This window comes from Sphingomonas chlorellae (assembly GCF_056485145.1).
On sequence record NZ_JBQXXM010000001.1, the window covers coordinates 1,150,076 to 1,162,078 of the forward strand.

At 66.9% G+C, this 12,003-nt stretch carries 9 protein-coding genes; 5 read left to right on the plus strand and 4 right to left on the minus strand.

The features are described from left to right. Positions 1 to 24: 24 nt before the first annotated feature. Positions 25 to 381, minus strand: coding sequence for a VOC family protein (locus ACT3CF_RS05325; RefSeq protein ID WP_478420902.1), 357 nt, complete (start codon positions 379 to 381; stop codon positions 25 to 27). 204 nt (positions 382 to 585) lie between these two features. Here ACT3CF_RS05325 and ACT3CF_RS05330 point away from each other — a divergent pair, with 204 nt between their 5' ends. Continuing rightward, positions 586 to 1,254, plus strand: a complete 669-nt coding sequence (locus ACT3CF_RS05330) for a TylF/MycF/NovP-related O-methyltransferase (RefSeq protein WP_478420904.1) — start codon at positions 586 to 588, stop codon at positions 1,252 to 1,254. Positions 1,255 to 1,306: 52 nt separating this feature from the next. On the opposite strand, the gene ACT3CF_RS05335 is transcribed toward ACT3CF_RS05330, so the two are convergent. Next, positions 1,307 to 1,930: a response regulator gene (locus ACT3CF_RS05335; RefSeq protein ID WP_478420906.1), complete on the minus strand. Its 624-nt coding sequence runs from the start codon at positions 1,928 to 1,930 to the stop codon at positions 1,307 to 1,309. Continuing rightward, entirely contained in the window at positions 1,927 to 3,867 is a 1,941-nt protein-coding gene (gene acs / locus ACT3CF_RS05340) for an acetate--CoA ligase (protein ID WP_478420908.1), read from the minus strand. The genes ACT3CF_RS05335 and acs overlap by 4 nt, the downstream gene beginning before the upstream one ends. 161 nt (positions 3,868 to 4,028) lie before the next feature. Here acs and ACT3CF_RS05345 point away from each other — a divergent pair, with 161 nt between their 5' ends. After that, complete coding sequence (locus ACT3CF_RS05345; protein WP_478420910.1) at positions 4,029 to 5,444, plus strand: DcaP family trimeric outer membrane transporter; 1,416 nt, start codon at positions 4,029 to 4,031, stop codon at positions 5,442 to 5,444. Positions 5,445 to 5,588: 144 nt separating this feature from the next. After that, a complete protein-coding gene (locus ACT3CF_RS05350) occupies positions 5,589 to 7,256 on the plus strand; it encodes an MFS transporter (protein ID WP_478420912.1) in 1,668 nt (555 codons plus the stop codon). Between the two features lie 70 nt (positions 7,257 to 7,326). Here ACT3CF_RS05350 and ACT3CF_RS05355 read toward each other — a convergent pair whose 3' ends face one another. Then, entirely contained in the window at positions 7,327 to 9,021 is a 1,695-nt protein-coding gene (locus ACT3CF_RS05355) for a M1 family metallopeptidase (RefSeq protein ID WP_478421363.1), read from the minus strand. Between the two features lie 151 nt (positions 9,022 to 9,172). Between ACT3CF_RS05355 and lon the strand changes: the two genes are divergently transcribed. Both lon and ACT3CF_RS05365 read left to right on the plus strand, forming a co-directional pair. Then, positions 9,173 to 11,569: an endopeptidase La gene (lon, locus tag ACT3CF_RS05360; RefSeq protein WP_478420914.1), complete on the plus strand. Its 2,397-nt coding sequence runs from the start codon at positions 9,173 to 9,175 to the stop codon at positions 11,567 to 11,569. Between the two features lie 134 nt (positions 11,570 to 11,703). Further along, the gene (locus ACT3CF_RS05365) at positions 11,704 to 11,976 is read left to right on the plus strand and encodes an HU family DNA-binding protein (RefSeq protein WP_478420916.1); all 273 of its coding nucleotides are present in this window, start codon (positions 11,704 to 11,706) and stop codon (positions 11,974 to 11,976) included. Positions 11,977 to 12,003 lie beyond the last annotated feature (27 nt).

Below are 12,003 nucleotides of genomic sequence, written 5' to 3' on the forward strand. Positions count from 1 at the left end.
TGGCGGCTCCGATGGCGGCTGGGCTCAGTCGGGGTCGATCACGCGGCCGATGCGGACCAGCACGCCGCTGGGATCGCTGACGGCGAATTCATAGGTGCCCCAGGGCTTCGCATGCGGCGCGCCGGGTTCGATGATCGCGTCGCGCACGCGATCGGCGACCGCATCGACATCGTCGACATAGAGATACAGGCCGAACGGATTGTCCTCGATCCGCGCGGGCCAGCCAGGCATGTGGTTGAGATGCAGGTGCCAGCCGCGTCCGTCCTCGAGGATGCGGTAATGGCCGTAATCGCCCACCACCGCGAAGCCGAGCCGTTCGTAGAAGGCGCTGCTCGCCGCCAGATCGCGGCTGGGGACGATCGCCACCACATGATGCGCCATTGTCGCACGCTCTCCCGATGCGTCGTTGTCACCGGAATGTGGCGGCGTCCGGCGCGGCTGGCGAGCGGAAAGCGGCAACGCGACCGTTCGCGGCCATGGTCGGTGGCGTCCGCGATGTTTCATGGGCTATGGCTGCGGTGTGCGATACAGAATAGCCCGCTATTGCCGTGCGCCGTGCCTGATTTCGAACATAGGAAGCCGATCGTGACTCATTATACTCCAGCACAGGATATGGATCCCTATGAGATCGAAAACGGATTTTACTTGCGAAGTCATCCCACGCGGATGGCCAAGATGCTTGCTCATTATGAGCTTTATAGGAAAATAGTCGACCTTCCCGGCGCCGTCGTCGAAATGGGCGTTTACAAGGGCGCTTCGCTGATGCGGTTCGCAACCTTTCGCCATATTCTGGAGAATGCACATAGCCGGCCGCTGATCGGGTTCGACGCCTTTGGCGATTTTCCGAAGGAAGCGGTGGTGGGCGCTGCCGATCAGCAATTCATCAGCCGTTTCGAGGCGGCAGGCGGGCCGGGTATCGCCAGGACGGCGCTGGAGGCGCTGATCCGCGAAAAAGGGTTCGTCAACACGCGCTTGGTGGAGGGCAATGTTTTCGACACCCTGCCACAGTTTGTTGCCGAAAGGCCGTCGCTGAAGGTTGCGCTGCTTCATCTTGACATGGACGTCTATGAACCGACGGCGTTCGCGCTCGAGACGCTGCTGCCGCACATGGTGCGCGGCGGGATCGTGGTCTTCGACGATTACGGCGTGGTCGAGGGCGCAACCCGTGCGGCCGATGCTGCATGCGAGCGGCTGGGCGTGACGATGGCCAAGCTGACCAATTACGAGGTTCCGGCCTATTTCACGATGCCGTAGGGGCCGCCGGGATGCCGCACCTCAGGGAGGCATCCGGAGCCCGAATTGGCCGTCAGTGAACGAGGTCGAGGCGGAGGGCGCGGGCGGCGAGGACGGCCTGGGTGCGGTTGTGGACGTCGAGCTTGCGCAGCACCGCGGTCATGTGCGCCTTGACCGTCGCCTCGCTGATCGAGAGGTCGAACGCGATCTGCTTGTTGAGCCGGCCTTCGAGCACGCCGAGCAGTACCTTGAGCTGCATCGGCGTGAGGCTGGCGACCTTGGCGGCGACGGGGTCGATCTCCGGGTCGGCGGGGCCTTCGAGCGTCTTGCCGGCGAGCGCTTCCTCGATCGCGTGTTCGATCGCCGAGAGATCCTGGTCCTTGCCGATGAAGCCCACCGCGCCGAAGCGCACCGCCTCGGCCGCGACCGCCATCCCCTCGGCGCTCGACACGACGAGGATCGGCGTGTGCGGGCGTTCGGCGTGGAGCAGCGCGAGCCCCGAAAAGCCGGTGGCGCCGGGCATTTTCAGATCGAGCAGCACGAGCGCGAGGTCGTCGGCCGCCGCCGCGGCGGCGACGGCGCGGTCGACCGTCCCCGCCTCGACCACGCGCGCATCGGGCGCCACGCGCTCGACCGCCAGGACGAGCGCCTGGCGGAAGAGCGGATGATCGTCGGCAACGAGGATGGTCTGGTTCATGCAGGCACCGGGCGGTTGGCGACGAGATGGTCGACAACCGAAGGATCCGCAAGCGTCGAGGTGTCGCCGAGCGAGTCGAGCTCGCCCTCGGCGATCTTGCGCAGGATGCGGCGCATGATCTTGCCCGAGCGCGTCTTGGGCAGGCCGGGCGCGAACTGGATCACGTCGGGCGTGGCGATCGGGCCGATTTCGTGGCGGACCCACTGGACGAGCTCGCGTCGCAGCGCCTCGTCGCCGGCCTCGTTCGCGTTGAGCGTGACATAGGCATAGATGCCCTGGCCCTTGATCGGGTGCGGCATGCCGACGACGGCGGCCTCGGCCACCTTGGCGTGCGCGACGAGCGCGCTTTCGACCTCGGCGGTGCCCATGCGGTGCCCCGAGACGTTGATGACGTCGTCGATGCGGCCGGTGATCCAGTAATCGCCGTCGGCGTCGCGACGCGCGCCGTCGCCGGTGAAATACTTGCCGGGGAAGGTGGTGAAATAGGTCTGGAAGAAGCGTTCGTGATCGCCCCAGACCGAGCGCATCTGGCCGGGCCAGCTATCGGTGATGACGAGGCAGCCGTCGGTCGCGCCTTCGAGCACATGCCCCTCGCTGTCGACGAGCTGCGGCTTGACGCCGAACATCGGACGCGTCGCCGAGCCGGGCTTGAGATCGGTGGCGCCGGGGAGCGGGGTGATCATCGCGCCGCCGGTTTCGGTCTGCCACCAGGTGTCGACGATCGGGCAGCGCCCCTCGCCGACGACACGGTGATACCAGTCCCACGCCTCCGGGTTGATCGGCTCGCCGACGCTGCCGAGCAGCTTGAGCGACGCGCGCGAGGTGGCGTGGACGAACGCGTCGCCTTCACGCATCAGCGCACGCAGCGCGGTGGGCGCGGCGTAGAAGATGTTGACGCCGAACTTGTCGATCACCTGCCAGAAGCGGCTGGCGTCGGGGTAGCTCGGCACGCCTTCGAACATCACCGTCGTCGCGCCGTTGGCGAGCGGCCCGTAGACGACATAGCTGTGCCCGGTGACCCAGCCGATGTCGGCGGCGCACCAGTAGATGTCGCCCGGGCGGTAATCGAACACATATTGGTGCGTCATCGACGCCCAGACGAGATAGCCGCCGGTGGTGTGGAGCACGCCCTTGGGCTTGCCGGTCGAGCCCGAGGTGTAGAGGATGAACAGCGGATCCTCGGCGCCCATCGGCTCGGCCGGGCAATCGGTGCCGACCTGCTCGCGGGCGAGATGATACCAGGCGTCGCGGCCCGGCGTCATCGCGACGTCGGCGCCGGTGTGGCGGACGACGAGGACGCGTTCGACCGAGGTGCAATGGCCGAGCGCCTCGTCGACATTGGCTTTGAGCGGGACGCGCTTGCCGCCGCGCAGCCCCTCGTCTGCCGTGATGACGAGGCTGGAATCGCAGTCGGTGATGCGGCCGGCCAGCGCCTCGGGCGAGAAGCCGGCGAACACGATCGAATGGATCGCGCCGATCCGCGCGCAGGCGAGCATCGCCATCGCGGCTTCGGGAATCATCGGCAGGTAGATGGTGACGCGGTCGCCCTTGCGCACGCCCTCGGCCTTGAGGACGTTGGCGAAGCGGCACACTTCCTCGTGCAGTTCGCGATAGGTAATGCGGCGTTCCTGGCCGGGGGTGTCGGGCTCCCACAGGATCGCGACGGTGTCGCCGCGTTCGGCGAGATGGCGGTCGAGGCAGTTGGCGGCGACGTTGAGTGCGCCGTCCTCGAACCAGCGGATGCCGAAATCGGCCTCGTTGAACGAGCAGTTCTTGACGCGCGAGAAGGGGCGCATCCAGTCGAGCCGCTGCGCCTCGTCGCGCCAGAAGCCGTCGGGATCCTCGACCGAGCGGGCATAGCGGCTGGCATAGCCTTCGGCATCGATCAGCGCGCGGGCACGCCATTCGGCGGGGACGGGATGGATCGTCTGCGACATGGAGCTTCCTCTCAGATTTTGGGGCATCCTATCGCGCGCGAAGTGCTGAGGCACCTTCGACCAAGGTCTAGCTGTTCCTGCGCCAAATAACCGGTGAAGATCTGCGATGCCGTGAAAGCATCCTAAAAAAGACAGGTCACGGTTGGAGAAGGATGAATTCCATGCAGACTGCACGTTGGACCTGGCTTGCGGGCGCGGCCGCGCTTGCCCTGGCGCCGGCCCCCGCAATGGCGCAGAACAGCGCCCGCCAGGCCGAGCTGGAGGCACGGCTGAAGCAACTCGAGGAAGCGGTGGCGAGCCTGCGCGCCGAACTGTCCGAGGCGCGCGCCGCCCAGGCGACGTCGGAAGCCAAGGCGAGCACCGCGCAACAGCAGGCGAATGCGGCGGCCGAACAGTCGCGGGCGACGGCAACGCGCGTCGCGGCGATCGAGGCCAAGCCGACCCCGCCCGCCGAAGGGTTCAAGGTCGGCCCCACCACGGTCAAGATCGGCGGTTTCATCCGCACGGTCGCGAGCATGAGCCACTGGAGCGACGGCGACGTCGCGGTGGGCGCGCTGGGCCGCGATTTCTATGTGCCCGCGCAGATCCCGATCGGCGGCGGCCACAGCTCGACCGACAACGACTATTCGGCCAAGCAGACGCGGCTTTCGGTGTCGCTCGACGCCTCGCCCGCGGGGCATGTGCTGAAGGGCTATGTCGAGGCCGACTTCCAGACGGCGCCGGGCACGCAGGGCACCGAGCGGACCACCAACGGCTATGACCTGGCGCTGCGCCGCGCCTATGTGCAGTTCGACGGGCTGACGATCGGCCAGGACTGGTCGACGTTCCAGTATGTCACCGCGCTGCCCGAGAGCACCGACTTCGTCGGCGCGAGCGAGGGCACGGTGTTCTCGCGCCAGCCGCTGATCCGTTATTCGATGAAGCTGTCGCCCAAGGCGACGCTGCACCTTGCGGCCGAGAATCCCGACAGCAGCTCGATCACGCGCGGCACGGCGGCGCTGGTCGACAACGACGCGTCGCGGATGCCCGACTTCGTCGCGCGGCTGAACTATGTCGCGAGCTTCGGCGAGCTGTCGCTGGCGGGCGTCGCGCGCGAACTGGCGGTGCGCAACGGCGCGGTGCGCGAGCACAGCGGGTCGTGGGGCGTCAGCGCCGCGGGCAAGCTGCCGATCGGCAAGAAGGGCACCGACCTGCGTTTCATGGCGACCTATGGCGCGGGCATCGGCCGTTATGTCGGCCTGAACTTCGCCCCCGACGCGGTGCTCGATCCCACCACGGGCGACCTGCACAAGGTCGACAATTTCGCCGCCTTTGCCGCGCTGCGCGTCGCGCTGACGCCGACCGTGCGCAGCAGCCTGATCTTCAGCTACCAGCGCGACTATTACGACGACGTGCTGCCCGCGGCGGCGATCGCGGCGCTCAACGAACAGGCGTGGAGCGCGGCGGGCAACATCTTCTGGTCGCCGGTCAAGGGGCTCGATCTGGGCGTCGAATACCGGCACGGCCAGCGCCGCATCGTCAGCGGCGCGACGGGCGAGCTCGACCGGTTCGAGTTCGCTGCCAAGTTCGGCTTCTGATCCCGCGCGCGGGGCCGGTTCGCCGGCTCCGCGCCAGCCGTTACGGCGGGATCACCCCGACAGGCGACCGCACGCGAGAGGCGGCGCCGGGCAGGCCGAAGCCAGACAAGAAAAGAATAAGACAAGCTATTCTGGAGAGATGTCATGGCAACAACATATGAGGCGATCCCCAAACACCATCGGGCAACGCAGAGCGAGAAGCTGGTCATCGCGGCCTCGTCGCTGGGCACCGTGTTCGAATGGTATGATTTCTATCTCTACGGCCTGCTCGCCACCTATATCTCCGCCCAGTTCTTTTCGGGCGTGAACGAGACGACCGGGTTCATCCTGGCGCTGGCGGCGTTCGCCGCGGGCTTTGCGGTGCGGCCGTTCGGGGCGCTCGTCTTCGGCCGGATCGGCGACCTGGTCGGACGCAAGAACACCTTCCTCGTCACGATGGGCATCATGGGCCTGTCGACCTTCGCGGTCGGCCTGTTGCCGAGCTATGCCACGATCGGCGTCGCGGCGCCGTTCATCCTGGTCGCGCTGCGGCTGCTCCAGGGCCTGGCGCTGGGCGGCGAATATGGCGGGGCCGCGACCTATGTCGCCGAGCACGCCCCGCAGAACAAGCGCGGCCTCTATACGAGCTGGATCCAGACCACGGCGACGCTGGGCCTGTTCGCCGCGTTGCTGGTGGTGATCGGCCTGCGCACCGCGATGGGCGAGGCGACCTTTGCCGCCTGGGGCTGGCGCCTGCCGTTCCTGATCTCGATGGTGCTGCTCGCGGTGTCGATGTGGATCCGCATGCAGCTTTCGGAAAGCCCCGTCTTTCAGAAGATGAAGGAGGAAGGCACCGCGTCGAAGGCGCCGCTGACCGAGGCGTTCGCGCGCTGGGGCAACCTGCGCTGGGTGATCGTGGCGCTGTTCGGCGCGGTCGCGGGCCAGGCCGTCGTCTGGTACACCGGCCAGTTCTATGCGCTCTTCTATCTGGAGAAGATGCTGCGGGTCGACGGCGCAACGGCGAATGTGATGATCGCGGCGGCGCTGGCGATCGGCACGCCCTTCTTCGTCATCTTCGGCTGGCTGTCGGACCGGATCGGACGCAAGCCGATCATCCTCACCGGCTGCGCGGTGGCGGCGATCACCTATTTCCCGCTGTTCGCCGGGCTGACCGACGCGGCCAACCCCGCGCTGGCACAGGCGCAGCGTTCGGCGCCGGTGACGGTCGTCGCCAACCCCGACGAGTGCTCGTTCCAGTTCGATCCCATCGGCAAGAACAAGTTCGACGCGACGAGCTGTGACATCGCCAAGTCGTACCTGGCGAAGAACGGCGTCAACTATCACAACGTCGCCGCACCGGCAGGCACGATCGCCCAGGTGCAGATCGGCGGCGTGACGCTGGCTGCCCCCGATCCCGCAGCGGTGACCGGCGCGAAGAAGAAGACGGCGATCACCGACTTCCAGGCCGCGGTGAAGGCCGGGCTGGGCAAGGCCGGCTATCCCGCCAAGGCCGATCCGGCGCAGATCGACTATGTGAAGGTCATCGCCATCCTGACCGTGCTCGTCCTGCTGGTGACGGCAGTGTACGGCCCGATCGCGGCGATGCTGGTCGAACTGTTCCCGACGCGGATCCGCTATACGTCGATGTCGCTGCCCTATCACATCGGCAATGGCTGGTTCGGCGGTTTCCTGCCCACCACGGCCTTTGCGATGGTCGCGGCGACGGGCGACATCTATTACGGGCTCTGGTACCCGGTGACGGTCGCCGCGCTGACGGTGGTGGTGGGGCTGTTCCTGCTCCCCGAGACCTTCCGCCGCAACATCGACGACTGATCGCGGCCAGACCGACGAACGACTGCCGGTCCGCCACACAGGCGGGCCGGCAGTTGGTCATTCAGGGCAATTAGCGCTCGCGGGCGGCGCGATATGCCTCGACCGCGGGCGAGCGGCGCAGGATGCGCGATTGCGGATCGAGCACGATATGCGCGCCGGCGGGCACGGCGAGCGTCGCCTTGCCGTCGGGCATCGCGACCGTCTGGACGCGGCCGTCGACCTCGACCTCGACCGGGAGCGGGAAGGGGCGGTTGCCCGGCACCTGCCAGGCGAGGTGCAGCGTGTCGCCGGTGCGCGTCGCGATCAGGTCGGGAAGCGCCGCCTCGCGCAGATAGACGTCGAAGAACCAGTTGAGATCGCGCCCGCTGACCGAATTGGCGATGCGGATGAACTCGTCGGTGGTGGCGAAGCGCGGGCGGAAATTGCCCGGCTGCGGATCGGGCCGCCCATAGACGAGCCGCCGCGTCATCTCCCAGAAGGCCTTGTCGCCGACGAGGTTGCGCAGCGTGTGAAGCACCCACGCGCCCTTCACATAGATGTCGAGCCCGGGGCCGCCGCGCGATTCCTCGTACACTTCCTCTTCGGTGAGCACGCGGCCGCGGACGATCGGCGCGCCGTTGCGGATCTGGTTGCGGAAGGCATCCATCATCACGGCATAGCGCGCCTCGCCCTCGCGCCAGCGGCCATAGAGCGGCTGCATGTACTGGGCGAACGCCTCGTGCAGCCAATAATCGTCCCAGTTGGCGGCCGACATCTGGTTGCCGAACCATTCGTGCGCGAGTTCGTGCTGGAAAATCTCGTCAAAGCCGCTGGGCGTCTTGCGATAGCCGTTGCCATAGGCGTTGATCGTCTGGTGCTCCATGCCGAGATGCGGCGTTTCGACCACGCCGACCTTTTCGTCATGCCAGGGATAGGGGCCTAGATTGGCCTCGAAGAAATCGAGCGCCGGTGCGAATTCGGCGAACAGCCCGCGCGCCTGAACGTCCTCGCCCGGCAGATACCAATAGTGCATCGGCACGGTGTAGCCGAAGCGGCTGGCATAGGGCGCGGTCAGCTCGCGATAGGGCGCGATGTTGAGCGCGACCGAATAGGGATTGGGGCTGCGCGCGCGCCAGTGCCAGGTGGTGCGGCCGTCGGCGAGCGTCTCGACACGCTGAAGCACGCCGTTCGAGGGCGCGGACAGCCCGCGCGGGACGGTGATGTGGAGATCGACCGCGTCGGGTTCTCCCGCGGGAAAATCGAGACACGGCCAGAACAGGTCGCAGCCATAGCCCTCTGCCGTGGTGGCGATCCACGGCGCCCCGGCGGGCGTCGTCGACCAGACCAGCCCGTCGTCCCAGGGCGGCCGGACCGCGACGTGCGGGCGGCCGCCATAATGGATCTCGACCCTGGCCGGGGTATTCGCGGCGAGCGGGCGCGGGAGCGTGACGACGAGCCGCCCGTCGGGATTGCGCCATGCCCCGGCCGGGAGCGCCGCGCCGTCGATACGGACGGCGGAGACGGGCAGGTTGCGATCGAGGTCGATCAGCAGCCGGTCCTGCGCGATCGTGCTGCGCAGCGTGAGCTGGGCGACCCCCTCGATCCGGTGCGTTTCGGGGAGCACGGTGATCGCGAGGTCGACATGATCGAGATGGAGCGCGGCGCGTTCGGGCGCGACCGGCCCGCCCGATGCCTGCGTCACCGCGGTGATCGGCGGTTCGCCCGGCGTCGCGGTGCTGCGCTGTGCCGAGGCGGCGGGGATCGCCGCGAGCGCCGCCGCGACCAGCGCGACGCCGCGCGCCGTACCGGCAAGCCGGCAAATGCGGCCGTTCGAGGCCGAAACGGCCGAAGTGAAATCGCGGCGGTGATTGATGCCGCTGGCACTGTACCCATATATAGGGAGCACAAGGGCCCGATTGGGCCGACCCGGAGTTTTCATGAAGCAGTCTTATCCCGTCCTGCCGCTTCGCGATATCGTTGTGTTTCCGCAGATGATCGTACCGCTCTTTGTCGGGCGAGACAAATCGGTCGCCGCGCTCGAGGCCGCGATGGCGAGCGACAAGGAAATCTTCCTCGTGTCGCAGCTCGACCCTGCCGAGGACGATCCGGGCCGCGAGGACCTGTACGACACGGGCGTTTCGGCCGAGGTGCTGCAGCTGCTGAAGCTGCCCGACGGCACCGTGCGCGTGCTGGTGGCGGGCAAGCAGCGCGGGACGCTCGATTCGATCGAGGACGCGGGCAACTATCTCGTGGCGCATGTGAGCCCGGTCGCCGACGTCGAAAGCGACGGCGCCGAGGTGCGTGCGCTGATGCGTTCGGTGGTCGAGCAGTTCGAGAATTATGCCAAGCTCAACCGCAAGCTGCCGGCCGAGACCGCCGTGCAGCTGAGCGAGATCGACGATCCGTCGCGGCTGGCCGATGCGGTGGCGGCGAATATCGCGGTGAAGGTCGCCGACAAGCAGTCGCTGCTGGTCGAGCGCGATCCGGCCAAGCGGCTGGAGATGGTGTTCGCCTTCATGGAGGGCGAACTGGGCGTGCTGCAGGTCGAGAAGAAGATCCGCAGCCGCGTCAAGCGCCAGATGGAGAAGACCCAGCGCGAATATTACCTCAACGAGCAGCTGAAGGCGATCCAGCGCGAGCTGGGCAACGAGGGCGAGGACGGCGAGGGCAACGAGGTTGCCGAGCTGACGCAGAAGATCGCCACGCTGAAGCTGTCGAAGGAAGCGCGCGGCAAGGCGCAGAGCGAGCTGAAGAAGCTCAAGACGATGGCGCCGATGTCGGCCGAGGCCACCGTCGTGCGCAACTATCTCGACGTGCTGCTGGGGCTGCCCTGGGGCAAGAAGTCGAAGCTGAAAAAGGATATCGGCGAGGCGCAGGCGATCCTCGACGAGGATCATTACGCGCTGGAAAAGGTGAAGGACCGGATCATCGAGTATCTGGCGGTCCAGGCGCGCACCAACAAGCTGAAGGGGCCGATCCTGTGCCTCGTCGGCCCGCCGGGCGTCGGCAAGACCAGCCTGGGCAAGAGCATCGCCAAGGCGACGGGCCGCGAGTTCATCCGCCAGTCGCTGGGCGGCGTGCGCGACGAGGCCGAGATTCGCGGCCACCGGCGTACCTATATCGGCTCGCTGCCGGGCAAGATCGTGTCGAACCTGAAAAAGGCGGGCACGTCGAACCCGCTGTTCCTGCTCGACGAGATCGACAAGCTGGGCCAGGACTTCCGCGGCGATCCGGCGTCGGCGCTGCTCGAGGTGCTCGACCCCGAGCAGAACAGCAAGTTCAACGATCATTATCTGGAGATCGACATCGATCTTTCGGACATCATGTTCGTGTGCACCGCCAACTCGCTCAACCTGCCGCAGCCGCTGCTCGACCGCATGGAGATCATCCGGCTGGAGGGCTATACCGAGGACGAGAAGGTCGAGATCGCCGAGCGGCACCTGATCGCCAAGCAGATCGATGCGCACGGGCTGAAGGACGGCGAGTTCACGCTCACCAACGCGGGCCTGCGCGACCTGATCCGTTATTACACGCGTGAGGCGGGCGTCCGCACGCTCGAGCGCGAGATCGCCAAGCTTGCGCGCAAGAGCCTGCGCAAGATCCTTGAGGGCAAGGAGACCCAGGTCACCATCACCCCCGAGAACCTGGCCGACTATGCCGGCGTGCGGAAATATCGCTTCGGCGTGGGCGAGGAGGAGCACCAGATCGGTGCGGTGACCGGCCTTGCCTGGACCGAGGTGGGCGGCGAACTGCTGACCATCGAGAGCGTCACCGTGCCCGGCAAGGGCGCGATCAAGACGACGGGCAAGCTGGGCGACGTGATGAAGGAATCGGTCGAGGCCGCGTTCAGCTTCGTCAAGGCGCGGGCGCCGCAATATGGCATCAAGCCGAGCCTGTTCGGGCGCAAGGACATCCACGTCCACCTCCCCGAAGGCGCGGTGCCCAAGGACGGTCCGTCGGCGGGCATCGGGCTGGTCACGTCGATCGTCTCGACGCTGACCGGCGTGGCGGTGCGCAAGGACGTGGCGATGACCGGCGAGGTGACGCTGCGCGGCCGCGTGCTGCCGATCGGCGGGCTGAAGGAAAAGCTGCTCGCGGCGATGCGCGGGGGGATCAAGACGGTGCTGATCCCGACCGAGAACGAGAAGGACCTGGCCGAAATCCCCGCCAATATCGGCGAGGCGCTGGAGATCGTGCCGGTCGCGCATGTCGACGAGGTGCTGCGCCTGGCGCTCACCGAACCGCTGACGCCGATCGACTGGACCGAGGCCGACGAGCTGGCGACGCAGCCGCCCGTGGGCGTTCCCGGGCTGGGAGACCCCGTGCACCACTGATTTTGAGGTCAATTCCGAGCGAATCACGGGGAAAGCCTTTGACAGCGGCGGGGCCGGCGTGCTTGCTGGCCCCTCCGGCTTCGCGCCGCGATTCATTCATTTTGACGCATTTTGATCAGGGGGATCCCAGCAACATGAACAAGCAAGAGCTGATCGGTCAGGTCGCGGAGACCTCCGGCCTCGGCAAGGGTGATGCCACCAAGGCCGTCGAGGCCGTGTTCGACGCGATCACCGTGGCGCTGAAGAAGGGGGACGAGGTTCGCCTTGTCGGTTTCGGCACGTTCTCGGTCAGCAAGCGCAAGGCTTCGACCGGCCGCAACCCGCGCACGGGCGAGGAAATGACCATCAAGGCTTCGAACCAGCCCAAGTTCAAGGCGGGCAAGGTGCTGAAGGACTCGGTGAACTGATTTTTTCGCGATCCGGGAATTGGGGGC